Source organism: Streptomyces sp. NPDC091280, assembly GCF_044768565.1.
In the GTDB taxonomy this organism is placed as follows: Bacteria; Actinomycetota; Actinomycetes; order Streptomycetales; family Streptomycetaceae; genus Streptomyces.
The window spans coordinates 1-24,209 of sequence record NZ_JBIVUZ010000021.1; the positions used below are offsets into that span (position 1 = coordinate 1).

Annotated in this window: 27 protein-coding genes; 11 read left to right on the forward strand and 16 right to left on the reverse strand. The window is 67.5% G+C overall.

Annotation, left to right across the window (positions count from 1 at the left end; translation table 11 throughout):
- On the forward strand, positions 1 to 1,201 hold a 1,201-nt coding region (locus tag ACIQPR_RS44070; protein WP_403661629.1), incomplete at its 5' end, for a pentapeptide repeat-containing protein.
- 73 nt (positions 1,202 to 1,274) lie between these two features.
- Here ACIQPR_RS44070 and ACIQPR_RS44075 read toward each other — a convergent pair.
- The 4 genes from ACIQPR_RS44075 to ACIQPR_RS44090 all read right to left on the reverse strand — a co-directional run bounded on the left by ACIQPR_RS44075 (position 1,275) and on the right by ACIQPR_RS44090 (position 4,960).
- Positions 1,275 to 2,804, reverse strand: coding sequence for a hypothetical protein (locus ACIQPR_RS44075; RefSeq protein WP_403661632.1), 1,530 nt, complete (start codon positions 2,802 to 2,804; stop codon positions 1,275 to 1,277).
- Between the two features lie 130 nt (positions 2,805 to 2,934).
- Entirely contained in the window at positions 2,935 to 4,059 is a 1,125-nt protein-coding gene (locus ACIQPR_RS44080) for a hypothetical protein (RefSeq protein ID WP_403661635.1), read from the reverse strand.
- Positions 4,056 to 4,412, reverse strand: coding sequence for a hypothetical protein (locus tag ACIQPR_RS44085; RefSeq protein ID WP_403661638.1), 357 nt, complete (start codon positions 4,410 to 4,412; stop codon positions 4,056 to 4,058). Before ACIQPR_RS44085 ends, ACIQPR_RS44080 begins: the two co-directional genes overlap by 4 nt.
- A complete protein-coding gene (locus ACIQPR_RS44090) occupies positions 4,409 to 4,960 on the reverse strand; it encodes a hypothetical protein (protein WP_403661641.1) in 552 nt (183 codons plus the stop codon). Before ACIQPR_RS44090 ends, ACIQPR_RS44085 begins: the two co-directional genes overlap by 4 nt.
- A 929-nt stretch (positions 4,961 to 5,889) precedes the next feature.
- Here ACIQPR_RS44090 and ACIQPR_RS44095 point away from each other — a divergent pair.
- From ACIQPR_RS44095 to ACIQPR_RS44105, 3 genes are all read left to right on the forward strand, one after another.
- Positions 5,890 to 6,579: an HNH endonuclease family protein gene (locus ACIQPR_RS44095; protein WP_403661644.1), complete on the forward strand. Its 690-nt coding sequence runs from the start codon at positions 5,890 to 5,892 to the stop codon at positions 6,577 to 6,579.
- Positions 6,580 to 6,887: 308 nt separating this feature from the next.
- The gene (locus ACIQPR_RS44100; RefSeq protein WP_403661647.1) at positions 6,888 to 7,802 is read left to right on the forward strand and encodes a DUF4231 domain-containing protein; all 915 of its coding nucleotides are present in this window, start codon (positions 6,888 to 6,890) and stop codon (positions 7,800 to 7,802) included.
- Positions 7,803 to 8,187: 385 nt separating this feature from the next.
- Entirely contained in the window at positions 8,188 to 8,388 is a 201-nt protein-coding gene (locus tag ACIQPR_RS44105) for a hypothetical protein (RefSeq protein WP_403661650.1), read from the forward strand.
- A gap of 231 nt (positions 8,389 to 8,619) precedes the next feature.
- On the opposite strand, the gene ACIQPR_RS44110 is transcribed toward ACIQPR_RS44105, so the two are convergent.
- From ACIQPR_RS44110 to ACIQPR_RS44150, 9 genes are all read right to left on the reverse strand, one after another.
- On the reverse strand, positions 8,620 to 9,090 hold the full coding sequence (locus ACIQPR_RS44110; RefSeq protein WP_403661653.1) for an SLATT domain-containing protein: 471 nt from the start codon (positions 9,088 to 9,090) through the stop codon (positions 8,620 to 8,622).
- The gene (locus ACIQPR_RS44115; protein WP_403661656.1) at positions 9,083 to 9,772 is read right to left on the reverse strand and encodes a hypothetical protein; all 690 of its coding nucleotides are present in this window, start codon (positions 9,770 to 9,772) and stop codon (positions 9,083 to 9,085) included. The genes ACIQPR_RS44110 and ACIQPR_RS44115 overlap by 8 nt, the downstream gene beginning before the upstream one ends.
- Positions 9,769 to 10,209 (reverse strand): hypothetical protein, encoded by a 441-nt coding sequence (locus tag ACIQPR_RS44120; RefSeq protein ID WP_403661659.1) that lies wholly within the window; start codon positions 10,207 to 10,209, stop codon positions 9,769 to 9,771. The genes ACIQPR_RS44115 and ACIQPR_RS44120 overlap by 4 nt, the downstream gene beginning before the upstream one ends.
- 150 nt (positions 10,210 to 10,359) lie before the next feature.
- On the reverse strand, positions 10,360 to 10,608 hold the full coding sequence (locus ACIQPR_RS44125; RefSeq protein WP_403661662.1) for a hypothetical protein: 249 nt from the start codon (positions 10,606 to 10,608) through the stop codon (positions 10,360 to 10,362).
- A gap of 288 nt (positions 10,609 to 10,896) precedes the next feature.
- Positions 10,897 to 11,142, reverse strand: a complete 246-nt coding sequence (locus tag ACIQPR_RS44130; protein ID WP_403661665.1) for a DUF3761 domain-containing protein — start codon at positions 11,140 to 11,142, stop codon at positions 10,897 to 10,899.
- Positions 11,143 to 11,332: 190 nt separating this feature from the next.
- The gene (locus ACIQPR_RS44135; RefSeq protein WP_403661668.1) at positions 11,333 to 11,617 is read right to left on the reverse strand and encodes a hypothetical protein; all 285 of its coding nucleotides are present in this window, start codon (positions 11,615 to 11,617) and stop codon (positions 11,333 to 11,335) included.
- Positions 11,618 to 11,724: 107 nt separating this feature from the next.
- The gene (locus tag ACIQPR_RS44140) at positions 11,725 to 12,189 is read right to left on the reverse strand and encodes a hypothetical protein (RefSeq protein ID WP_403661671.1); all 465 of its coding nucleotides are present in this window, start codon (positions 12,187 to 12,189) and stop codon (positions 11,725 to 11,727) included.
- A gap of 131 nt (positions 12,190 to 12,320) precedes the next feature.
- Complete coding sequence (locus ACIQPR_RS44145; RefSeq protein WP_403661674.1) at positions 12,321 to 13,100, reverse strand: hypothetical protein; 780 nt, start codon at positions 13,098 to 13,100, stop codon at positions 12,321 to 12,323.
- Positions 13,101 to 13,207: 107 nt separating this feature from the next.
- Entirely contained in the window at positions 13,208 to 13,873 is a 666-nt protein-coding gene (locus tag ACIQPR_RS44150; protein ID WP_403661677.1) for a hypothetical protein, read from the reverse strand.
- Between the two features lie 249 nt (positions 13,874 to 14,122).
- Here ACIQPR_RS44150 and ACIQPR_RS44155 point away from each other — a divergent pair, with 249 nt between their 5' ends.
- The gene (locus ACIQPR_RS44155; protein WP_403661680.1) at positions 14,123 to 14,284 is read left to right on the forward strand and encodes a hypothetical protein; all 162 of its coding nucleotides are present in this window, start codon (positions 14,123 to 14,125) and stop codon (positions 14,282 to 14,284) included.
- Positions 14,285 to 14,724: 440 nt separating this feature from the next.
- On the opposite strand, the gene ACIQPR_RS44160 is transcribed toward ACIQPR_RS44155, so the two are convergent.
- Positions 14,725 to 15,381 (reverse strand): hypothetical protein, encoded by a 657-nt coding sequence (locus ACIQPR_RS44160; RefSeq protein ID WP_403661683.1) that lies wholly within the window; start codon positions 15,379 to 15,381, stop codon positions 14,725 to 14,727.
- A 544-nt stretch (positions 15,382 to 15,925) separates the two neighbouring features.
- On the opposite strand from ACIQPR_RS44160, the gene ACIQPR_RS44165 reads away from it, so the two are divergent.
- The 6 genes from ACIQPR_RS44165 to ACIQPR_RS44190 all read left to right on the forward strand — a co-directional run bounded on the left by ACIQPR_RS44165 (position 15,926) and on the right by ACIQPR_RS44190 (position 21,528).
- Positions 15,926 to 16,189 (forward strand): helix-turn-helix transcriptional regulator, encoded by a 264-nt coding sequence (locus ACIQPR_RS44165; protein ID WP_403661686.1) that lies wholly within the window; start codon positions 15,926 to 15,928, stop codon positions 16,187 to 16,189.
- A gap of 159 nt (positions 16,190 to 16,348) precedes the next feature.
- Complete coding sequence (locus tag ACIQPR_RS44170) at positions 16,349 to 17,233, forward strand: DUF6083 domain-containing protein (protein WP_403661689.1); 885 nt, start codon at positions 16,349 to 16,351, stop codon at positions 17,231 to 17,233.
- Positions 17,230 to 17,709 carry a hypothetical protein gene (locus ACIQPR_RS44175; RefSeq protein ID WP_403661692.1) on the forward strand — a complete coding sequence of 160 codons (480 nt, stop codon included), beginning with the start codon at positions 17,230 to 17,232 and terminating at the stop codon, positions 17,707 to 17,709. Before ACIQPR_RS44170 ends, ACIQPR_RS44175 begins: the two co-directional genes overlap by 4 nt.
- A gap of 82 nt (positions 17,710 to 17,791) precedes the next feature.
- Positions 17,792 to 19,252, forward strand: a complete 1,461-nt coding sequence (locus ACIQPR_RS44180) for a UvrD-helicase domain-containing protein (RefSeq protein WP_403661694.1) — start codon at positions 17,792 to 17,794, stop codon at positions 19,250 to 19,252.
- Positions 19,253 to 19,501: 249 nt separating this feature from the next.
- A complete protein-coding gene (locus ACIQPR_RS44185; protein WP_403661697.1) occupies positions 19,502 to 20,470 on the forward strand; it encodes a hypothetical protein in 969 nt (322 codons plus the stop codon).
- On the forward strand, positions 20,467 to 21,528 hold the full coding sequence (locus ACIQPR_RS44190) for a hypothetical protein (protein ID WP_403661700.1): 1,062 nt from the start codon (positions 20,467 to 20,469) through the stop codon (positions 21,526 to 21,528). Before ACIQPR_RS44185 ends, ACIQPR_RS44190 begins: the two co-directional genes overlap by 4 nt.
- 100 nt (positions 21,529 to 21,628) lie before the next feature.
- Here the strand turns inward: ACIQPR_RS44190 and ACIQPR_RS44195 are convergent, their stop codons facing one another.
- Together ACIQPR_RS44195 and ACIQPR_RS44200 are read right to left on the reverse strand one after the other, a co-directional pair.
- Positions 21,629 to 22,813: a TniQ family protein gene (locus ACIQPR_RS44195; protein WP_403661703.1), complete on the reverse strand. Its 1,185-nt coding sequence runs from the start codon at positions 22,811 to 22,813 to the stop codon at positions 21,629 to 21,631.
- Between the two features lie 101 nt (positions 22,814 to 22,914).
- Positions 22,915 to 24,057 (reverse strand): TniQ family protein, encoded by a 1,143-nt coding sequence (locus tag ACIQPR_RS44200; protein ID WP_403661706.1) that lies wholly within the window; start codon positions 24,055 to 24,057, stop codon positions 22,915 to 22,917.
- Between the last annotated feature and the right edge of the window lie 152 nt (positions 24,058 to 24,209).

A 24,209-nucleotide genomic window follows, 5' to 3' on the forward strand; every position in this document is an offset into this window, starting at 1 on the left:
CAACGGCAACGGCCTCACCGGTCGCGAGACCGAACAGTTCGCCTGGTGGCTGCGGGCGGCACATCCCTGCCGCTTCTTTGTGTTAGCCGTTGTTAGCCTCGGGGCCCTGGCCGTCGCCACCGCCATCATCATTCTGTTCTGGCGGGGGCCGGAAATATTCGACGGGATCAACCCCACGCACCTGGGCAAGGACGATGGGCCGAAGGCCACCGTCGTCTCTGGGCTCCGCACCGCGCTTGCTGCTGCCCTCGTCGGCCTCGTCGGCCTCGGGACGCTGGTCCTCACTGCGGTCAACTACTTCACGAACCGTACGAAGGATCGAGAGCAGTTCGCCTTGGCGCAAGAGCAGTTCGCGCATGCACAGGAGATCCAGCGCTCGAACCGGGTGAAGGACCTGGAGCAGGCCGTGTTGGCCAAGGAGGGGCAGATCACCGACCGCTACGTGAAGGCGGTGGCGTTGCTGGACGCTGAAGGGGTGACGGCGCGTATGGCCGGCATCTATGCGTTGGAACGGATCATGCGGGACTCGGAGAAGGACCACGAGACGATCGTGCAGTTGCTGGCCGCTTTCATCCGCGAGAAAGCGCCGAAGATCGTATACCCCGATGATGTGCCGTGGGGCCGGACCACCGTGAAGAATGATGTCCAGGCTGCGTTGACGGTTCTGGGTTACCGCCCAGAACGGACGGAAGACTTCTCGATCGACCTGAGAAACACCAGCCTGCGCGGTGCCAACCTGGCCGGGGTACGAATGGAGGGGGTGGTCTTCGCCCTAGCCGACCTGATGGGCGCGAGGCTCACAGAAGCTCACCTCGGCGGGGCAAACTTCTTCAAGGCAACTCTGGGACCGGTGGCAGCGGAAGGCGTCGACCTGCGCCGAGCACACATGGACGAAGCGTTCATGGAGGGGGGCCATTTCCACAAGGCGAAGATGGGAGACGCGAGCATGCGTGAGGTCTCTCTGGCCGGGGCGGACCTTCAGGATGCAGAGTTGGGCGGCGTGAATCTGGCGTACGCGAAGCTGATCAGGGACGATGGAACCTTCTTTGCGCTGGTCGAGGCTTCGCAGCTTCTTGAGACCACGGTCATCTCGGGCACGAGGCTGCCAGACCACCTACTGGCTGATAGTGCGTTGGTCCAGCACATCGCCGACTGCGACGAGAAGTGGCCAGCTGAAGCGCCGAAGCGCCCAGAAGACTGACCGCCGCAACAGCGAGCTCCGTCCGGTTGAGTGCGTTGCTGGGGAGGCCCCGGGCTACCTGTGGCCAGCAGCTTTACGTGCACCCGGACGCGGGGGCATCGGCATCACGTATCCGCACCTTGGCCAGCGGAACCTGCAAAGTCTCTGCCCCCTCCGTCCCGGCCGCCGACGGCGCCCAGAGCACAGCCGTGCCCGCAGAGTCGCCGAGCATGAGGTAGGCGCGGCCGGGAGAGAAGATCCCGCCCACGACGGGTATGCGGGCGGGATCGTCACCGGCCAGAGGAGCGGCGCACACCCAGCTCGGGGTGATCCCGTAGAACGGAGGCGGTGTACGCCAATCCGCCGCCGCTTTCTCGGCCTGCCGGCCGTCCCTGCGGGCCGAATCCAGCAGGGAGCCGCTGAGAGTGACGTAGCCCATGAGGAGCGCGACGATGCAGGAGACCGTCATCACTCCCCGGCTCCGGAGCGGCACGTGCAGGAGTCTGAGATAGCCGAGGAAGATCGCCGGCATCAGCAGCCAGGGCGTGAGCCCTAGCAGCATGGGTGCGGAGGCCCTGAACTGCCAGTACAACGGCACTCCTACGTCGTCGGGCTCCGTCCCGAAGGCGTCCAGGTACTGGCGAACCACCGCCTCGCCCGCTCCCGGTACCAGGCCGATGATGACCGGGATTGCGAAGGGAATCAGCCAAGGGGCCAGGGTTCTCCAGCCCGATGAGTACCCGAGGAGGAATAGTCCGCCCAGCACCAGCGCGATCCGGAGGAGAAGCCAGGCGATGGCTACCAAGGTGCGGGCTTGTTCGCCGACGGGACCTGCCTCCCAGCCGCCTGGCCCCGTTCTCACCCCAAGGGCGGCCGCGAGGAGACATAGGGCGAGGGTGAGGAAGGCGCCGCCGAGTGGCTTCAGTTCGCCTGCGAACGCCCATGGTCTGCGCACGGAGAATTGCGTGAGCCAGCACCCCGCGACCACCGAGCCTATGCTGACGGCCGCTCTGGGCGCCGACACGACGCGGAGCGCGGACAGGGCAGTACTGTTCCCGTAGGCCACCAGGTTCAACGCGAACCAGATGATCGCGCCCAGCTTCACGTTCCGGCGGTTGGCCAGCGAATGGGCGTCAGCCAGCGATTCGCTGCTCACCCGCACCCCGGACGGCGTCGGCGCAGCTCCCGGCAAGGCCCGACGTGCCAGCCGCAGGGCCTCCTGCTCGTCGGCCGCCCACATCCGTCGGCCTGCCATGGGAGGTCGTGACGTACCCCCGAGCCGCCAGGAGCGGGCGGTGACCGGGCGCCACTCAAAAACCTGGGCAGGGCCATCCGTGACCATCCGGTCCGCCGTGAGCACCCGCGCGGCCAGATCGAGACGGCGTGCCGCCTCCTTCACCTGCTCGTTGGCCCCTGCTGCCGCACGCCAAGCGATTCCGAGCTGCCTCAGCTCCACCACGTACCGGACGTCCGCAGAGACGTTCCGCTGCGCTCCTGCATTCTCCTCAGGCCGTTCTAGGACGGCCCAGCCCCGGCGGTCGCACTCGTCCTCGAAACGCCGCTGGTCGGCCTGGCCGCCGGTCAACTCCACCAGCGCGACAACGCGTTGAGTGAACACAGCCACGAACGCCCCCGCTGTCACCTCGGTTGCCGCATGGCTGCGGCAACGTCTCCCCCGCCCTCAACTCCGGCCCCGTACAGCTCCCTTGTCCATCCGCCGGAAGCCAGCCGCAGAGTGGCGCTCCGTAGTCCGGTCAGGCTCCCACTGCGGCGCAGTCGGGGCAAACGCTCTCGCCTTCCCGCGGGCGGCACGGAACGAAGCAGCGGCTGCACTGCATCATCCCCGGTACGGCCCGCGCGCATGTGAAACAGAAGTACACCGGATCGTCGGGGGCTGCTGCTGTCTTGACCCCGGGGACGAGGCATTCGTCGTTGCAGTCCGGGCACACCTCGACGGCCATCATCCCGAACACGTCCGGCGACATCGGGTCGCGGCCCAGGACGAACGCGGCGTAGGCGATGGCCCCGTCGTCGGCCGGCCGTACTCCACCGCAGAACCGGCAGTGGACGCGGTTCCGCTCGCGGTCGGGGACAAGGGACCACTGGTCGCAGTCTGGGCACTGCAGGGTGCGTTCCCGAATCGGCTCCAGTTCGGCGCGGATGCGCTGCATGCGCTTGGTGACGAAGCCGCGGATCTGTGAGAGGCCGCCGCGGATGCGTTCTATGTCGGTGGTCGACTGCTCGGCCTCGTGTGGCGGCAGGGCGGGCAGCAGTTCCTCGTCGAGGAAGCGGATGAGGAAGTCCAGCACCTCCGCAGCCTGGCTCTCTACCGCACGGGCGTTGCCACTCTGTCCGAACAGCCCGTAGTGCTGAAGGGAGTTGCGGTGCTTCGCCAGCTTCCACAGGGCGCTCGTGTCCTTGTCACTGATGACGATGCCGGCGATGTCCTTCAGCCTCTGCACGGTCTCGTCCGGGCCGCAGCTCTTCAGTGTGCCGCTCTCCAGCTCCGACCGTTTGGCCTGACCCGGGTCCTTGAAGACCAACGACCAGTGCTCCAGCTGGAGCCGAGCCTTGAGGAGCACCTCGGCGCCAGCGGCCAGGTGCAGCACGGCGTACTTCAGGTCCCGGGCGCTGACCCGCTCGTCTCCGGACTCCAGGTGCTCGACCACGCTGAGCAGGTAGTCCAGGCCGTTGGGGACCGGAGGGAAGACCACCTCACTGCCCGGGTGCTCCACCTCCCGACCCGGATCGTAGATCCGGCCGTCGGCGATCCCCGGCCTGCGCCAACTGCCCGGCCGTGCCACGTGCGCCCCGTCGGCGTCTACAGACACCTCCGTGTTGACCGCCGTGGTTGCGCCGTCCGCGTTCGCCTCGGTCATGACGTTCTCGCTCGCCGGGGGGCCAGCTTGGGCTGAGCAAAGAGCGCGTCCAACTGCCGTGTCGGCCAGGTGGATTGGAAATGCGTATAGGTCTTCCCCTGCTCGGCCATCTCGTGCAGGGGCGCGACGATCGCGCGGATCCGGTTGTCCCCGTAGTCCGTGTCGGCGAGCATCTCCGCCAGCATCGCCCGGCTGCTGACCAGCGCGACGGCGACGGCGACCAGCTCGGGCGCCGCAGTCCTGGTGGGCCAGCGGCCGGCCACGGCGGTCTGCGCCTCGTCGAGCATCCGGGCCTTGACGAACGCGCCGATCACCCGCAGCTCCTCGCGGGGCGGATCGGGAATGCGGCTCATGCGTCCAGCTCCGTCCGCAGTGCGGCGGCCACGTCGGACGTCAACTTCGCGCCCTGGAAGACGAGTTCAGTGGCAGGCCCGGTGAGCTGCTCGGCTGGCCAGTCGGCCAGAGTGGCGGCGACCAGCTCACTGAACGGACGTGCTCGCTTCCGCCCGAGGAGCGCCTCGTCGACGCACACATCGAAGTCGGGGTAGCCGACGGTGCGCAAGTCGACGGTGGCCAGCAGTATGTACGCCCGCGAGTGCAGCTCCCAGTCGATCTCCTGGCGGTGCGCGGTGACGTCCTCCCGTAGTGCGAGGGCCTCGCGCAATGGCTCGGTGTCCAGGTCCAGTTGGACCATGCCGTCGGTGGTCGGCGCCTGATCGGGTGCGACGTGTTTGTCGATACCCTTCAGCAGGCGGCGGGCGAAGATGTGCGGACCGTGGTCGTGCTCGAAATCACCGGCGGCGGTGGGCTGCTCGCGGGTGTCGAGCGCGCTACGCAGGGCGGCGGCCTGGTGGGTGATCCGCACGGCGAGACCTGCGGCGTCGCGACGGGGCTCGGGCATGGCGAGGAGCCTAGCCGGGATCACCTTCTAAACGGCGGGTGATTCGCCCGGACTGGCCATCACATGGGGCCTTATTGGAGACGTCCAGGACCTGAAGCGTGCGCTGGCACTATGGCTGTTGGAGTTGGAGAGCCTGCGCATGGGCGATCTGGAGCGGGCGCGGAGGTCGGGGTATCGACGTCGGGCCGGAGGGGAGCCCGCGGCGCTCACCTTCGCGAGCAGCCGGGATCTCTCGGCCGCTCCGATCGTGGCGCCGAGGCCCCATGGGCTCACACCCGGTGCGCCGACGTATTACTCGCTATCCGGTTCCCTCTCCCGCAAGGCCCGTCGAGCCCGGTGCCAGGCATGGAAAAGATCGGGAAGCTGTTCCAAAAAGCTGCGCACGGTAACTACGACCGCGGTTGCGGCGCCTGACGCCGCCAGGATCCACAAAGTGAGCGCATCCACCGATTCGACACTTTCATAACAGCGGTCGAACCAGCGCCGGGATGTTTGCTCAGCTCGACCGGAAACGGTCAGAACTGAGTTCCACGCCGACAGTAAAGCTCAGGTACAGCAGGCGAAAGGGTCGGGCGGCAAGCCGAAGCTCCCACAAACGAGCGGTGGAGGGCAGGAGTCCGGGTCGTGGTTCACGGATCACGCAGAGACTGACGACATGTCGGCTCGCCGGACTCCGCGCCTGCAGGGTTGACCTTAGTGCCCCCGCTTCGGCGAGCGTCCAATTGCGAGATTCCACTCACCATTCGGCACGAGATCCGATAAGGGCACGATGCACATGGGGAGCCCTGTTCATCCTTGAGGTGCTGTGGCCACCTCTGGTGTGACTTACCGTCCGCTCGGGTGACGCGGCGAAGGATCGGCGGGCGTGGCGGATGCAGCCCCAGTACGAAGATCACGACTGTCTGCGATCTTCGAAGGGGAATCCCACCGTGCGCTTCACCCCCGCCGCCCGTAAAGCCGCCGCCGCGCTGTCCGTGCTCACCGCTCTGCTCACCCCGACCACCGCCCAAGCGGCCACACTTGAGCATTCCGCCGCCCCCGGCGACACCTTGGCCCTGCCCGTCCGTGACGCCCTGGCCGCGCTCTTCGTCCAGAGCGAGAACCGCACCGGCTACGAACGCTCGAAGTTCCGCCACTGGATCGACGCGGACCGGGACGGTTGCAACACGAGGGCGGAGGTCCTCAAGGCCGAGGCCGTCACCGCCCCGACCCAGGGGCCCAACTGCGTTCTGACCGGAGGTAGTTGGTACTCCCCCTACGGCGACCGCTATCTCGACAGCGCGAGCAAGCTCGATGTTGACCACCTCGTCCCTCTCGCCGAGGCCTGGGACTCCGGTGCCTCCGCCTGGACGGCGAAGGAGCGTGAGGACTACGCCAACGACCTCGGTGATGCGCGTGACCTGATCGCGGTGTCCGCGGCGAGCAACCGGTCCAAGGCGGACAAGGACCCCAGTGAATGGTTGCCCCCGTACGCGGGCTACCAGTGCCAGTACGACACCGACTGGATCGCCGACAAGACCCGGTGGGGCCTCAGCATCGACGCCACCGAGCGCAACGCTCTCACCCAGCAGCTCGCCGACTGCCCCGACCGGCCGATCACCGTCACCCTCGCCCGCTGAACGCGGCTCCGGCCCGCCACTACGGGGGAAGCGGAACTCCTGGTGCCCCAGATAGAAGCCCTCGAAGTCGAGCGGCGGGTCGGGAGGTGCCTGGATGGGCTGGCCGTGGCCGCCGTCCTGGGGCGATACACCGGTGTCGACGTCGCCGTTCCCGCCGGGACGTGGCCGAGCCCGTGTCCTCGTGCCGTCTCGTCGGTACCGAGTCGTTCATGGCAAGGTCATCGTAATCGCCAACAGGCAGGCAAAGACGGGGAGTTCACTGAGCGCCTCGCCTCTGACGGAATTTCGGAGAAGGAGGGGCACACCAGGTGACCCGCCATATCGACGACGATTACCCACGCCGGATAGCGAGCGCGCAGGCCGCGCTCGCGGACGACGGGGCCGAAGACGAGCCGCCGCAGGAACGGGACGTGCTGTACCTGACGGCGGCACTGCTCGACATGGAACGCGCCACCGCGAAGGTGCGCTTCAGCGCCCGGACTCAACGCGCGTGTGTCGTCGTCGGCGCGATGGCATTCCTGGCCGGGACAGTAGGCACCATCCTGGCCTGGGGGACCTCCTTTCCGTACGTGAAGCCTGCCGTCGGATGCGGGCTGGTCCTGCTGTTGTCCGCCGCGCTGTGGTTCGGTGTGTGGGACAGGCCCCGGGACCTCGGCGACGGTGTGCGCACTGTGTTCAAACCCCTGCCAGAGCTGGAAGCGCTGGCGGAGGCGCTCCGTACCGAACTGGCGATGGCCCGGGCTGATCAGTACCCAGAACTCGGCGACCGGCGCCGCCGCTACCGCGACGACGTCCACGGGATCATCCAGCAGTACCAGCGGGAAAGCCGCCGCTACCGACGCGTCCACAACTCGCTGCAGACCCTCATCATGGTGGGCTCCGCCCTGGTCACCACCGTGTCCTCCCTGGACACCGAGCCGATGACCTGGCAGCGGATCCTCACGATTGCCGTCAGCTTCACCATCACCGTGTCCGCAGCCATCACCGGCTACTACAAGTACCGGGAGCGGGCCTACTTCCTCCAGCAGACCGCGGACGCCATCGAGGAACAGCTCAATGGCTACGAGTACGGCGTCGCCGTCTACAAGGACGAGGACCCGGATAGCGCCCTCGCTCTGCTCACGAAGAACGTGGAAGACCTGCGCAACGAGCAGCGGCGCCGACAGCAGCAGCTGGACCAGCCCACCGAGCAGTCCTCGCCCGGCAGCGCGCAGTCGGCCTGAACACGTGTGCGTGTCGCGGGCGTTGACACCTGCCCCTTCGGTTACAGCGCGGGCACGACCGACGTGTGCAAGCCCGGGAACTCCGACATGTCCTGGGTCGGCCGACACCAAGGCGCCCCGAAGCGGGCTTGAGCCTCATCGTGCCCGTCCTGGAGCGTGTGGGTATAGGCAATTCCGGCGGCTGAGCCTCTGGGCCTTTGGTGAGACCACGACCAAGCGGACACCGAGCAGACCGGGACGGACAGCCACAGGACGGCTTTGGCACGGCAGCGAGACCAGTGAACGTCGGCACGGCCTCAGCAAGATCCCACGTACACAAAACGTGGTGGTCGGGCTAAGTGCCGCTGCACCCCAGGTCCGGCCACCGGAAAGGTCAACCGGACCGATGCCCGACCCGACGTTCCGCGACAAGGCGCTGCTGGTGGTGATCTGCGCCCTGGTCTCCATGATCGTGGCCACCGACGCTGCCATCCTCACCCGCACCACCGGTGCCTCCACAGCCGAGGCCATCCTCTCCGCTGGAGGTGCCTTCGCCGTCTCCATGGGACTCTCCCTGACCACGCTGGATGCACTCGGCCTCGTCTGACGCCCGGCCCGAGCGGCGCGCCCCAACCGGTGCTCCGTGGCATGGTAGTTGGGGCGCCACCAAGGATCGGTGACGCCCCAACTACCCACCACTTGCCGTGTGTTCATCTCGGCAGCGGTTTGTGGAGGAAGCGTGCTGCGGGGTTGCGCGGGCATGCTGCTTGGCCTGGACGGCCGTCGGCGGGAGAGCCTTTCGGACTGTCTGACAGGTGAGCCTCGTCGGGTCCAACGATCACTGGGTTTGGCTGAGCCGGTTTTGTTCCCATTGGCTGTTGGCGTCATTCAGGATGCGTTGGTACTCGGCGTAGTACTGGGCCGCTCTGTCTGTCTCGGAAGCACGGTCCCGGAGTGTTGACTCGAACGCGATGCGGGACCGGAGTTCATACAGCCGGTTCAGGGCCCTCTGGTTGGTCACCCACCCCTCTCGTGCGCCGTACCAGCCGGTCCATGCGGCGGAGACTGTTGCCAGTGAGGAGGATGCGAGCGACAGCGCGTTCAGCCAGGCGTGCTCGTACACCTGAGCCAGGCCGATGAGCAAGGTTGTCGTCGCGGCGAGCGTGGCGGTGCTCACTGTCTGGATGAGGGACATACGACGGAAGAACCGCTTCGCTGAGGAAAACGCGCGGATGTGTCGGGCGAGCTGATTCTCGACAAGTTCCAGCGTCTGGCCGGCGTCGGTCCGCGCTGATGGCTCATCACTCACCTCGGCCTCCTCTTCTCCACCGTCGGCGCCCGCGACGAGCCACGAGATAGGTGTCCACCGTCTCCTGCAGGTCGGTGTCGCGGCGAACGGAGACGTCGCCTTCTTGGATGGCGCGAACCCAGTCGAGCACCAAGGCCCTGCTCGGTGGGCTGTCATCACTTCCACCGACGTTGGCTTCAGTCATGATCTTGAGGAAGCGGGCGATGGTGAACTGCCTGTCGAGCGGGCCACGCAGTATGAGGACACCGAGCCAGGGAAGGCTGGTGGTGTTGCTCAGGAATGGCATCAGGAAACAGTTGAGCATGAGCCTGTAGGCGGCGGCATCTCCGCGGGCATCCAACAGCGCGGCGTCGGCACCGAAGTAGCGTTGAGGATCACTCAAGTACCTGCTGGGACTGCCGATTACGTCGGCGTATCGCAGAGGGGTGCGGAAACCAAAGGGGTAGTCCGCTGAGCCGCCCAAGGACCAGTACGTCTGCGCGTCCCCAAAGTCTTGATCACTTGTGGTCTCCAGATGGAAGGCGTTCTTGGCGGCAACGCGGACCCGATCAGCAAACCCGCTGGAAGGAGCCGCCGACCGCCTCGTCACGGCATCTGAAATGTCCGCCAAGGCCGGAAGGTTCTCGAAGGCCCAGGCGAAGTAGCCGATGCGTTCATCCAGCCCTGCCGTAGAAGCCCTCACGGGAACACCACCTCCGAGGGCTGGCCGTGGGACTGCACGCGGTGCACCGTGACCACCTGGAAGTTCTCTCCCAGTGCTTCGGGGATCCCGAACTCGGCGAGGTGGTCTACAGCGTCACCGAACATCTGATGCCTCGCGCGGACGGCAGAAATGTCAAGGCCCGGCCCTTCTCCCTCGATCGTGAGTACGTATCCAGGTGTGTCCCCGTACGTCGCGAAGCCCTGTGCAACCGACCAGTAGCGGCTGCAGGAGACGAAGGGGTTGGTATACCGGGTGCTCTGGAGGTGTAGGAGCTCTGACTCCAGATCATCGCGTGCCTGCAGATCGCCCTTGTCTGCTTTCGACAACATCCGCATCAGGCGGGCGACTTGCTGCTTGGCAAACTGTTCCGCATCCGGATCGTATCCCGACCGCACCGAAGGCGCAGTGACTGACATGCCCGCCCACCAGTCCTTTTGACCTCGATATAGCCGCACAACGCTCGTTATACCTGGCTTCGGAACACGGTGTCTCCAGATCTACGTGGATCAGCCCGTTGCTAGCGCGGGCGGGTTCACATCGTGGTCCACAGCCCAGACTGCTGCACGTCAGGGTCCGGCTCCTCCCGCCCGGGCCCAGCGCAGCGCGCGGGTACCGGAGGCGTCGGCCTCACGACGGCGCTGAGTGCGGGCCGCATCGATCGACTCTGATTCCCACTCCGGCTCGGGGAAAGCACGTTGGCTGAGCTCGCGCATCGCGACGGTCTGCCGTTCGACCGCCTCCGAGATGTCCGGGTCGACTGGGCGGGCCGGTGCGGCCTGCCCAGTGGGCGGCGAGAGCACGGTGGTAGCCGGCACTGGCCAACTCCCGTGTCCTCACTGGACCCTTGGGCGCCTCCGGCGCCTGGATGCGCAGTTGTCAGGCCCTGGTGCGGGCACGGAGCCGGGCGCGAGGTTCCGCAGCCGGGTGCCGTGCCTGGCTCCGTCCGCTTCGTCGCGCATGTCCTGGGCTCCGCGATCTTTCCCGTCGCTGTCAGCCACGGCATGATCGTCCGCGCCGCCAGCGGGGGCTGGCGAAGCCTGGGCTGGGCGGACACCTTGGCAGCCGCTGCCCGGAGTGCCCCGGACAGCGGTGCCGTTTGTCGGCTACCGGTACCAGTACTTGACGCCTCGGTGGTGCGAGCACGTCCCGCGGGCGTGGGCACTGTAGGAGTACGAGTCGTCCTTGCACTTCGCGGTTGCGCCGCGCGGATGCGGCGAGTTCGCCTTGCAGACGCCCGTCGTGTGCCGCGCGCAGGACGCGGCGGCCGCATCGGTCGCCACGGCTACGGGCACCAGGAGCGCCCCCGCCATCATTGCTGCCGCGATTGCGCCCCGGACTTTCGTAAGCATGGTCTGCCCCTTCTGGTCGTTCGGAGAGGCGAGCATGCATCCGTGGGCTGCGGCACCCGGGCAGATCCGACGGACCGTCACGCAGCAGTGACGCTCGTAGCAGGGCCGTCGCACCGGGTTCGAAGTGTGCGAACAAGCGGGCGGGTCAGGTCGCTTCCAACTCTTCTCGAGTGCGCGCACCCGTTCCCCTTCACCGTTCATTGCCACGACAACGCTGAGCACGGGCTGCGTCGATCGAGTCCGTTTCCGGCTCGGCTTCGGGGAATGCGCGGGCGCTTAGCGCGCGCATCGCCCGGGCCTGCCGCTCCACCGCCTCAGTGATGTCCGCGTCGATGTGCCATTCGGGCCGTGCCGCTTGGTGCGCGGCGAGTTCCTGACAGAGGCCCACGGACGCCGGCTCACGGGTCTTCACCGGTGTCCCGGTGGCCGCCTGCGACAGCGGGACCGGCTGCGTCGTACGGAGCTCGAGTGCCACGCCGGGGGCAGGGCTCTGGCACCGGGTAAGTGCCATGGCCCAGCACCCGAGGAGCAGCACTCATCCCAACTCGTCCTGCCATTACCAGAGTTGGCCCCCCGGTCAGCTCACGTCACCGTTTCCGCCCCGCGGCGCTGGGGCTGCGGAGGAGTCACAGCACGGGGATGGAAAGCCGTGCAACGTCTGCCGCCGATCCGTGCGCCGGAGCGAGTCAGAGGACCGGAAGCTCCCAACCGCCGACCCTGGCCGGCCTGCGCCGCTGTGAGCGCCGCGAGTTCGCCGACGGCTGTGAAGCAGGGACCACTCCAGGCGTCCGGGGCGGCGACCGCCTGAACGCGCACCTCGGTCCCGAACCGCCGCGCGGCCTCGTACAGGCGCTGAAGGATCTCCAGCGCACGGATATCGAGCACGCCGATGTACGTCCACCACGTCCGTGAGGCGGAGTCGAACTGGGCGACGGAGCGCAGGAGTTGCCGCTGTTCTTCGAAGGTGGTCGGGTCGGCGGGAGCTGCGGCTGCGGTGACCTCCAGCAGCCACCGCGCCGTGTCGGAGTGAGTCGCCGTCGACGTCATGGTGCGGACCGTATCCGTTCCCACTGACAACGCCCCTGTGTCGTGGTCGGCACCTGGTGCCGACCACACGTACCGCTGCGGCCCATGGGATGTGCGGTGGCCGAAGAAGATTTCTGGATGTCGCTCGTCGGCTACTTCAGGTTGAGGGTGTCTCCGGCCGATGCCTTCAGCGAGGTGGTCGTGGTGCCGGGGAAGTACCAGCGCCAGCTGCCCGCCGAGGTGACGGTCACCTTGGTGCTCAGTTGCCCGATGTTGCCCGTCGTGACGGTCTTGACCGTGGCGTAGTGGGCGGCGCCCTTCTTCCTGAACTGGAGCCTGACCTGCTGCCCAGGGAAGCCGTGGTACTTGCGGTCCTCCCAGTTGGCCCGCGACAGCTTGCCGGTGACGGTCACCTTGGCGTTCTTGGCGACCTTCGTGGGCGTGATCACGGTGGTGAGCTGGGCTGCCCGCTTGACCTTGTACTCGGCGATGTGGTCCGAGATCCAGTAGTCGCCGTCGTTCGCCTTGACCGTGGCGTTGATCTGCCAGACACCAGCGACCTTGTTGGTGTCGATGTCGTCGCTGTCTGCGATCCAGGCGGGGTCGATGGTCAGCGTGGCCCGGCACACCGAGGTGGTCGCGCTCTTCTTCGTGCAGGAGGAGTCGTCGTTCCAGGTCGCGAAGGTGTAGGCGCTCGACTTGTTGAAGGTGCTGACGTGCGTGAGCCCCTTCACCCCCGAGTTGTCCTTCACGGTGATGTCGACCGGGTAGCGGATCGTCTTCGCCGTACCCACGATGACGTTGCCACCGCCGTTGACGACGGTCTTCACCACTCGGACATCGCCCCGCCCCTCCGCGTGCGCCCCGGTCGCCGCCGTCAGCACCAGGACCGCCGCCCCACCGGCTGCGGCCCAGGCCGTTCTGCCTCTCATGACTCTCCCCTTGTCGTGTGTATGCCAGGAGAGGCTATGTGATCAGAGACCATCCACCGACTTCGGTTTCCGACCGCTGGCTGAAGCGCTCCCTCCTTCTGTCGTCTTTATCCGCCGAGGTGAAGGTTGCTGAGGGCGGTGGTCCAGTCGGTGACGATGGCCTTCTGGGCGGCGGCGAGGGTGACGGTGCCCTTGCAGACCGCGGTGTGCAGCTTCGTTTCCACCGGGTCCTTCTTGTTGTTGACCCCGGAGCCCTTCTTGTGGCCGGGGTCGGCCGGTTCCACCCACAGGTTGCGGTAGTCGTTGGGGTCCCCGCCGAGCTGCAGGCTGATGAGGTGGTCGTATTCGGCGTCGCTCATGCGGCCGGTGAAGCCGTAGGAGGCGGCGTTGAGCTTCTTCTCCTTGCCGGTGACCGAGGTGGAGGGGCGGATGCCGGAGGTGTAGCCGCCCTTGCGGCAGATCGTCGACTTCAGGTTCGACTGGGTGACCGCCGGGGAGATGGCACCGGGCGTGCACTTGGGGTCCTCCAGCGGCTCGCCCTTGAGGTACCGGTAGTGGCAGGTGCCTGCGGCCGGCTGCTGTTGGACCGTGTATGTCTTCTGCGGGCCCGCCCCCACCGCGATCGCCCGCCCCGGCCCGCCAGCGCCCGACGGCTCCCTCGCACCGCTCGCGCTTCCGGATGGGGCGGAGCCGCCCAGCGCAGTGGGGGAACAGCCCGAGAGCATCAGGCAGGCGAGCAGGACGGATGAAGCGGCACGGTGGATGGAAGGCATGACGACCCCTCACGGACAGGCGATGGCTGAGCAGATGCTGCCCCACCCGACTGCCGCCCTACCGCGCAGGGTGCCGCGCGAAGACGTACGCCCGTCGCGCGACGCAGCACTGGCGGCGTGCAACCCGCAATCCCCGCCCCGCATAAGGAGGGGACAGGGTCGGACGCAGGCCGGTTTACCAGCCTGGTGTGCAGGTTGTCTCCGATGCGTACACCCTGTTCGCTCCAAGGCCGACACGGACCTCAGCGAGTGGAGCCCCCGCACACGGGCTACTGGCGCCAGTACGCCACCGATTGGGTCGCCGACAAGACCTGGTGGAGCTTGAGCATCGACGCCACCGAGCGTGACGCGCTCACCCAGCAGTTCGTCGACTGCCCCGACGAGCCGATCACCGTCATCCTCGCCGGCTGAACGGGCGGCCGGGGCCGTCGCTACGGGGGAAAGTGGCGGCCTCGGCCAGTTCCCACCGTTGCACACCCGCCCTCCCGTCCGCAGGAAGTCACAATGCCGCTCTGTGAGGACTCCGGCTCCGCGGGCGTTGGCCGGTTGGCACGGGTTAAAGGGGAGCGCATCAGCAAAGGCAAGGAACACTCTTCCTTGCCGTGCGCCGCAGTCCGGCCGTGAGGGCGATCAAGGTGGCGACCGCGTTCGTCGCGGCGGCTGTGCTGCCGAACTGGCTCACCGCGAGACCGCGCCGAAATCTCCGCGCGGGTATCACGGCCCGTGCGATGGGCTGTGCGCCTGATCCGGTACGGATCTGCCGTGCCGGTCGGTGCGCGCTCTACTGTTGCTCGCACCTGACCTGGACGAGCCCGCGCAAGGTGAGCGGCGAGTGGACGTGCGGCCGGTTGCTACGGCTCACGCTGATGTTCCGGACGGGGCTTCCAGTGGACTTCACCGGCGTCGCCGTCGCAGTTCCACGCTTCCAGGACGTTCGCACGCAGCAACTGGTCGAAGAGGTCGTCCAGTTGGGCCTGCGACAGTCCGCACAGGCGGGTGAGGTTCTCGGCGTCGGCCCGTCCGGTGTCAGCCGCCGTGTGCGCGGCCAGCACGAGAGCGGTCAGCTGTATCGCGGGCGGTGCGGCTCGGGCCACGGTCAGCGGGGCCGGGTGCAGTGCCCAGTGCGCGGCTCGTGCCCGGCCTGTCCGCCCGGGCGACGGCGTGAGGGCATCGGCACCGAGCAGTTGTGCTTCCACACCGCCCTGCCGCTTGTTCGCGTCCGTCGGCAGGTAGCGCAGCCAGCCAGCGTGTTCCAGCTCCTGCCAGGGCATGGCGTGACCGCCCAGGCGCATGGCGCGCAGGAGCCCGCCCGGCAGGTGCACCTGGCCGTGGCCGTCCGCGCGCAGCGCGCACTGCAGCGCGAGCAGCCGGGCGATCGGAGAAGAGAAGCGGGGCAGGACCGTCGCGAGATGGGTGAGCGTCTCCCGGACGCGCCGTCGTTCGTCGTGCCCGTGCGGCCGGCTCCCCCGACGTCGGGCACGGGCCGGGCCGGATCTGCAGGACGTCATAGTGTCAGGAACGGCTGCGGCATGCGGAACCGCTCCCGCGCACGCGGCACACATGTCGGCCAGGCGCCAGATCCGGCCGCCGTGCTCGCGCATGAGCACCAGCAGTACGGCGCCGGCGCACCCGTGATGACGCGGATGCCACCGACAACCGCGTTCCCGGCACTGACAGGTGCGGAAATGGGGAGCGAGCACGTCACGGCGGGCATGCACGGCGAGATGGGCAAGAACCGCCGACCGCGCGGAGGATGCCTCCAGAGGCTGGACCGCAGGGGTGCACAGAGGACAGACGAGCACCGGTCCGCCGTGCTGTGGCCGCAGTTCGACGGCCCAGACGCGCCGCACTGCCGCATGTGTTGTACAGAGCCTCATCGGGCACGTGCTCCTCCCGCCCATCCGCGCCGTTGCCGGCCTCATGCGGGCGGCCGGACGCGGCTGACGGCCGCACGATAGTGCAGACCTCTGCCCGCCCGTCCGGGCGCCCGACCGGAAAGTAGGGCAGAGGTCTGCACTGACAGGGCAGGGTGCTGCACCGTCGGATTGACGAGTGACGATCTTCCCGCCCGATCCGAATCTCGACGCGCTGCGCATGGAGCTCGCGCGTCTGCGGGCGGCGCGGGGTTGGAGCTATGACGAGCTCGCCGCCCGCAGTGGCCTGGCCAGGCGCACTCTCATCGAGATCGAGCAGGGCCGCACCATCGGCACGCTGAAGACCTGGCACGCCCTCGCCCATGCGTTGAGCACGCCGGTCGAGGACCTCTTCGGCCTTCTGTGTCAGGGGCACGATTCGGCGGGAGCGGACGACGCCTGACAGCCCCGCAGGGCCCGCCATTGATCACCTGAACCGGTGACCCGGGAGCGAACGCGTGAACGTGCGCTCGCACACCTGTTGTCATGGATGCGGCCGGACGGGGGACTGCTACGGCGCCGATGAGATCTTCCCGGCGTGTCGTCCGCCATTTTTGCGCCCATGCGCTCCACACCCCCACCTTCACGTCAGCACTGGGACGGCAGCCCCGTCACCGTTCATGCACGGCGTTTCCTTCGCGTGGCTCCCGACGGTCCCAGCCGGCTCCTGCGCTGCGGCCAGAGCGATCGTTGCCGTGACTGCGGCAACCGGATCGAGTGGTATCAGGGCGTCGATCAGCGGCCCGTGCGCCTGCATCCCCCTGAACTGCCGGTCGCCGAGGTGCCCGACTCCTGCCGGTGGCACGTCAGTTCCGGCGTCGCCCACCCCGCGGGCGACGGCAGCAGCTGGTGCCGGGTGGCGCACGCCGTGCTCTGCCCCGCGCGGGACACGCCGCCGGCTCCGCCCGAACTGGCGGGGCTGCGCCGCCGTCTGGCGGTCAACACCCGCCGCCTGATCGATGCCGGGGCCTTCGCACCCTGTGCACCGCCGGAGGCTGAGGCGGCGACGCTTGCCGTATGTCGTCCGGCCCGGCCCGTGGTGCGGCTCCTGTACGTCCACTACCTCGCTCTCCGTCCCGTGGACGAGATCCGGTGCGTCGCGCAGACTCGACTCCGCCACCGCTGCACCAGCGCGCTGCTCACCCCCGACGCCCCAGCGGGTACCTGGCGCCTGATGCCGGCCACTACCGCGACCGGTCAACTGGCCCTGCCCGCCTCGGTGATGGCCGTCTACGATCTCACCCGCCTGCCCTACGCCGAGCAGCTGCGCTGGCGCGCTCAGCGCTGCCCGCAGCACGCCGCCGCTCCCTCGGCCCCGGACCTGGCGGTCGCCGACTGGGAACTCTTCGACCCGCTCCTCCATCACAAGCACGTCCACACCCGGCTGCCCAACCTCACCCGGCGCCCCAACCCGTCGGAGCGCGGACGGGGGGCGGGCTGCCGGTGACACCGCACCACGCCATCGAGGTCACCCTGACCCGGCCCGCCACCGCCGCCGAACTCCACCGCGCCCGCCGCGCCGTGCCGCTGGCCGCCAACGCGGAGCTCACCCGGCTGATGGCCGTGCAGCAGGCCAGGAGTCCCGGCCGCGCACTGCATCGGCTGCGACGCCAGCTCGGCGCGCTGTTGCCCATCGATGTCCTGACCACCCACTACCCCGACCATCGAGGCCAGGTCCGGCTCAATGTGGCGCTCAGCCGCACCGCCCTCACGGCCGTCCGCCGGGCCGCGGACGCCGAGGGACAGCGGCCCCAGGACTTCCTCAGCCGGAGCGTGACCGCAGCCGTCGCCCGGCACGAACGAGCGCGTGCCCGGCGCCTGACGGCACAACTCGAAAGGCTGCTCGCCCACCACACCGCCGAGGAAGTGCTGGTCTGCGCGGCCAGCACCCTTCTCGCCCGTCGCGTACCAGCGGACCAGTAGGGCCTCGGCGGCCCTCCACGGAGCCGGCCACCGACACGATCCTCTTCCTCCCCGCCACCCTGCCTCTTCAGCGGAGCCCGTCTTGCCCACCCCGACCGACGAACAGACCGAAGCAGCCGACACCTTCCGCGCCGGCCACCACCTCGTCCTGCAAGCAGGCGCCGGCACCGGAAAGACCAGCACCCTGATCCAACTCGCTGCCGACACCACGCGCCGCGGCCGCTACCTCGCCTTCAACAAGGCCATCGCCCACGACGCCTCATCGCGTTTCCCCCGCACGGTGCTCTGCAAGACCGCCCACGCCACGGCCTACGCCGCCCTCGGCCACCGCTACACCCACCGTCTCAACAGCCCCCGCCGGCCCGCCTGGAAGACTGGCCAGGCCCTCGGCCTTACCCGCGCCATCCGTATCGGCGACCACGACATCAGCCACCGGACCCTGTCCCACACCGTGCTGCGCACCGTGACCCGCTACTGCCACTCCGCCGACCGCACCCTGGACCGCCGCCACGTACCGCACCTGAGGGGCCTGGGAACCCCGGCCGAACAAGCACAACTCGCCACCGAGGTCCTGCCATTCGCCGTCAAAGCCTGGGCCGACCTTCAAAATCCTGAGCAGGGGGCCGTCCGCTTCGAACACGACCACTACCTGAAAATGTGGGCCCTGACCGAACCGAAGATCAACGCGGACTTCCTCTTCCTCGACGAGGCCCAGGACACCAACCCGGTGCTGGAGCAGGTCTTCGCGGCCCAGCGCGACCACGCCCAGCTGGTCATGGTCGGCGACTCCGCTCAGGCCATCTACGGCTGGCGCGGCGCCCGCGACGTGATGACCGGCTTCGACGCCACTCACCTCACCCTGACCCGCTCCTTCCGCTTCGGCCCCCGACTGGCCAAGCAGGCCAACCGCTGGCTGCAACTGGCCGACGCGCCCATCCGCCTGACCGGCACCGACACCATCCCCACCGAAGTCGGCATCCTCGCCCGCCCCGACGCGGTGCTGTGCCGCACCAACATCGGCGCCATGACCGAAGTCCTGCGCCTGCTCGCCGACGGCCACCGCGTCGCCCTGGCCCGTGGCGGAAACACGTTGACCGCACTGGCGCTCGCGGCCCAGGACCTCAAGCAAGGCAGCCGCACGAACCATCCGGAACTGGTCCTGTTCGCCTCCTGGAGCGAACTCCAGGACTACGCCGCCTACGATCCCGCCGGCGGCGATCTCCAGCCCTTCGTGGATCTCGTCGACACGCACGGACCCGACGCCATCCTCGCCGCCGTCGACGCACTCACCGACGAGCAGCACGCCGACGTCACTGTCTCCACCGCGCACAAGGCCAAGGGACGCGAATGGGCCGCCGTCAAAATCGCCGACGACTTCCCCCCGCCCAAAGACACCGACCAGCACGACGCCCACGGCCGCCCGATCCCGGAGCCGGTTAGCGAGACCGACGCGCGCCTCGCCTACGTCGCGGTCACTCGCGCCCGCCGCCACCTCGATCTCGGCGGTCTGTCATGGATCGACAGCCACCCCGACGTTGTCTAGTCCACCCCATGTCATTGCCCGGTTGTGTGCCGCTCCTGCGAACCACGATCTTCGGTCAGTGCGGTGAGGCCCGCCCGATTAGGCCAGCGGATCGCACAGCCGGCGACTTTTGCCGCAGACGGCCACCATGGGCACGCACGTTCTAGTTAGGAACATCGGATCATATTAGATCTTCCGGACTTCCGGGAGTAGCCGCTAGCATCACCCACAAACACATTCGCCAGGGGGGCGTCGTTGGAAGAGCGCTTGATGCCGGTCAACGCCCTCTTGGGCCTATGTGCGCCGAACGACATCAACCCCGCCGTGCTGAATCGTGCCGGATTCAGGATCGTGGGCCTTGAGATCACCGTGGCCTGCTCCGCGGGCGGCAAAGTGACAATTGATGTCGTCCTGCTCAATGAGGCCGAGTCTCATCTCGTTTTCTGTGAGTGCAAGTCAGGAAACAACATTGAGAACGAGCAGGCCGAACGCTATGGAATGATCGACCCGAAATCCGTCGTCACTGCTGCGGCTATTACACTCAGCAACAGGAAGCCTTTGACATCGGAGGTGCTGTATGTCTGCCTCGCCGATAAGTCTGAGCGAGTCATTCAGGGGCTCGACAGCGTTTTAGCCGACTATGCACTGCTGACCGTCAGCGATTCCGAGGTCAGCTTAAGACGGGCGGACAAGGCCTCGAAGATTCTCCGGGATGCTTTCCCCGGAGGTTCGGTCAAGCTGCCTGCACCGCCGACGCGAATTATTGACTTTGATCACGACTCGCCCGTTTCGGTCTTCGTTGACAAGCTGCGTCCATACCTCATTAAGGCTGCGGCCCGAAGGATCGAAGAAGTCTCGGTACCCCGGATAGCTGAAGATCTGTGCGTTCACTATCGAAGATACCAACAGGCGATCAGGCAGCAGATCGCCAAGCGATTCCAAGCGGCTCTGCGTCAACTGAGCACCGAAGAACCCGACACGTATCGTTACGAGCGAGTGCCCGGCGGTGGGCCTGAAGGTGTGGTAAGGCTACTTCGTACCCCTGAGGAGTTTGACCACCGAGGCCGCACCATCGCGTATCAGTCACTGGCGCGGGTATCTAGACGACGCAGGGGAAGGCCGGTCGATCCTAACCAGCTCGATCTGCTCGCCGATGTCGAAGGATCTTCCGAGCTGGGAGACCCCTCCGAACCGTCCGACGATGAAGAAGAGGGCCCGGAAGGAGAGGAGGCATCATGACCACGCGCGCGGACATGATCGATCGCTTGGGGTGCGACGTGTCCTCTCCCACCAGGACCATCGTGGTGGAGGCCCACGACCCGAGTGGCTCCTCCTCGCCGGACGACATCATGGCGACCATCTTCGGCTCCTCGAATTTCATTGAGACGGACGACGCCTACATCAAACGGGCATACGTCAATGACGGCGAGGTGTGGATTGACCAGCTTCAGGGCCGCTTCTGGTCCCTCCACACGAAAATTCCTATGGGCGGAATCCTCCCCATCCTGAAGGAAAAGATCGAGAGTCGCCGAGAGCTGGACTGGCTCTGGCTGCCGTCGAATCATCTGCAGAACCTTTGGCCGGGTGCCAGTTCGAACCGAGTCAAAACGAAATTCCAAGGACATGACTTCCTGCCCGCCAGTGATCCGGCGCAAGACCTGAGCATCAACCTCTCGGGTGGTGGTGCCGAGCGGCTGCTCGCCTATATCTCACAGGAAGACAACTACCGGTCTGCGGTCTCCTTCGACAGCGTGCAGGTCTCTGTCCGGGATTCCATCGGCAGGCTCGACGAAGCGGTTCACCGTATGGGGAGATTCGCAGTCACGGGAGACTTTGAATATCACCTTCAGTTCGTGAACATCATCGTGGGCAGATATCGAAAGCTTGTGGAGCTGTGTGAACAGTCTTCATTGGCGTGGAGCCCGCTCGACGGCAGTGCTGATGACGGGTTCACGTTCAGTGGCGGCCCGATCGCCATTCGATTCAGCCGTGAGATCCCGGACATGGAGCAGTTTGCTGCGAGCTTGTTTGCGGCCAGACAGCCATTCCGATTGTGGGGAATCCCGCAGTTCAAGGATGATGTGATCTACGTCGACGCGGTCGATTTGCACGTCGGTCAGCAGGTCAGAATGGAAATTGGCCGTCAGTGGATGCGGGTCCACCTGGAGTCCGGCGGATGCGGAAATGCAATTGCCCGACTGGTCAGTAATCTTCAGCATCGTTTTGACAGCAGACTTGAATTCGTGGATCCGTCACTCCAAAGTGCGCTTTCCTTGCGTGCTCCTGCCGGTGTCTGAGCTTTCGCTCAGCCGGAATTGAGGGGAAGCGGCCCGCAGGTTGACGCTGTCCAGACAGCGGGAGCGGCTGAGACCGGCGGCAGTAGCGGTCATCGGCCGGTCACGTTTCGGGGAGTCGGGCCGCTGCCTGCGGGTCGAGGGCCCGGGCGAGGAGTTCGCGGAGGCCGGGGCTGGCCCGGTACATGTATGAGGGCAGGTGGTCGTCGAAGTCGCGGAGCCGGGCGGGGTGGGTGACGGCGAAGACGCCCCGGGCCGCGGCGGCGGGATCCTGGCTGTCGAGGACCGAGGCGATGACCGTGAGCTTGGCGGCGGCGCTGATGGGGTCGCGCAGCCCGGTCCATGTGTTCGGTGACGTGCGCCGCATCGGGTAGAGGAAGCCGGAATCGGAGCGCCGCCACCTGATGAGGAGGGCGGGGTCCTCCCAGGGGGAGGGGCCCTCCTCGGCGGTGAAGCGTTCCTGGAGAACGAGGTCGGTGCTGGTGAAGGCCCGCACGCGTAGGGGGTGAGGGTCCGCGAGGAGGACCTTCAGGGTCCGCAGGTCGTCGTACCACTGCTGGAGATCCTTGCTCGGTGTCTCCTCGTCGTGGAACTGGAGCAGACGGTGGAAGACGGCGTGCACGGCGGGATCGGTGGCGGGGGGTGTCTCGATCTCCCACAAGGGGCGGCCGCAGCGTTGGCGTTTGGAGAGGCGCTTGCCCGGTGGGGGGAGAGCGACGGGGTTGTCGGCGCGGGGCAGGAACCCGGGGCATCTGCCCGGCGCGTCGCTGCGCAGGATGGACGGGGAGAACGGTGAGCCGCAGTCCGGGCACGAGGAAGCGGTGTAGCAGCGGTGCGTCGGGCACACCACCGCCCAGGAGTGGTACCACCACAGAGGCCAGCGCGCGGGGGGTGCGAGGCACTGGGGGCAGAAGGCCCAGGTTTCTTCCGGGGCCCAGCGGTAGTCGGGATGGCGGTCGAGTCTGCCGGTGCTCTGCCTGACGATGCCGAACAAGGTCATGTCGCGGAGCTGTTTGGGGTCGATTGCGGTGGCGGCGTGCAGGGGGCGGGCACAGGCGAGGGGGAGTTCGGCGGTGTGGCGGGCGAGGCGGGCGGCGTGTGCGGTCGCGGGCTTCAGCCCGAGCCGGTTCATGATCTGGGTGCGGTCCACGTCGTAGTGGGCGGCCAGGTGATCGATCCAACTGAACAGCGACTCGCCGGACTGAGGCAGCGGCACGGCGGGCAGCCGTCGTGGCAGCGTCCTGGCCGCATCCGCTGCGGGCTCGTCCGGGGCGGGTGACGCCGGCATCGGGATCCTCCTTGGATGGCGCTTGCGGCGGGAGAGCCTGCCGGTGGCTGTGGGCGGAGGGGGAGTGCCGGGCAGGAGGGGCGTCGCCTTGTCGTGAGCTGTCAGGTGACGGGTGGCCTGCGCGGCGGGGGCGGCTGCGGTGTGCGGTGCTCGGAGGAGTAGGGGGCGCCCTGGTCGAAGACGGCCCGGAGGAAACCGTCGAGGTCGGGCCTGGCTGGTTGCGCGCCCTGGTACTGCGGGATGAAACTGGTGTTCGCGTTCGTGGAGCGGAGGATCTCCAGGAGGTCATGAGCGGTGGCACTCATGTTGTCGGAGGTCAGGATCCGGCCGATGACACTGAGGCGGCAGGCCCTGGAGATGGGGTCACGGAGAGAGTCGTCGATGCCGTCAGCGGTCATGTTGCGGGGGTCCAGGAAACCGCTGAAGTTATCGCCCCGGCCCCGGGCGGCACTCCGCTGCGAGGCAAAGCGGCGCCGCAGCAGGGGGTCTGGGCTGTGGAACGAACGGACCCTGACGACCTGCCGGTCGAGGAGCGTGTCGAGCACGCGATAGGTGCTCAGGCACGAGCCGAGGGTGTGCAGAGCAGGGGGTGTGACGCTGTCGCGCAGGCGCTCGACGGCATGGAGCACGGCCGGGTCCCTGACCGGCTTGGTGTCGATCTCCCACAGGCGTGTGCCGCAGTGTTTGCGCAGGGCAGCCGGTGGGCGCCCTGACGCGGGGGCGTCGCCAAACCCCCAGCACCGGCCGGACTCGCCCCGGTGCGAGGCCGTTCGCTCCGGCGTGAATGGGGTGCCGCAGTGGGGACAGCGGGAGATCAGGTAACAGCGGTGCACCGGGCACGCCGCGGCCCACCGCTCGTACCACCACAGCGGCCACCGGCCTTCCGGCGCCAGACACTGCGGGCAGAACGCCCAGGTCTCCTTCGGCCTTCTGGAGGAGCGACGGCCGTAGCCGTAGCACATGTCCAGGTAGGGGAGCGTCATGAAGAAGAGGTCGCTGCCCGCCAGCCCGGTCGCTGCCCTCACGGCTCGGCCAGCGTCCTCGGACATCCGCATCGTGTACCGGATAAGGTCCCGTGCGGGCGCCGGTCTATTGCGCTGTGCCAGGCCCAGGGCGCGCATCATCGAGGCACGGTCCACCTCGTAGGAGTGGCCGAGGTGGTCGACCCAGCTGAAGAAGGACTCCACGGCTGCGGGCTGGGGGACGGCCGGTAGCCGCCTGGGCAGCGGAGGGGAGACGAGCATGCTGGGCCCTTCTGCTCCTTGCCGTGATTCTGGAGCCGCTCTTGGCCGCGGCGGGCAGGGAACGGGAATCGGAACGATCGGAACGGTCCGCGGACGGGCACCAGCTCTCGCGGGTGTCGAATCTCTCGCCCGGTGCTGCTTTACGCACCGCG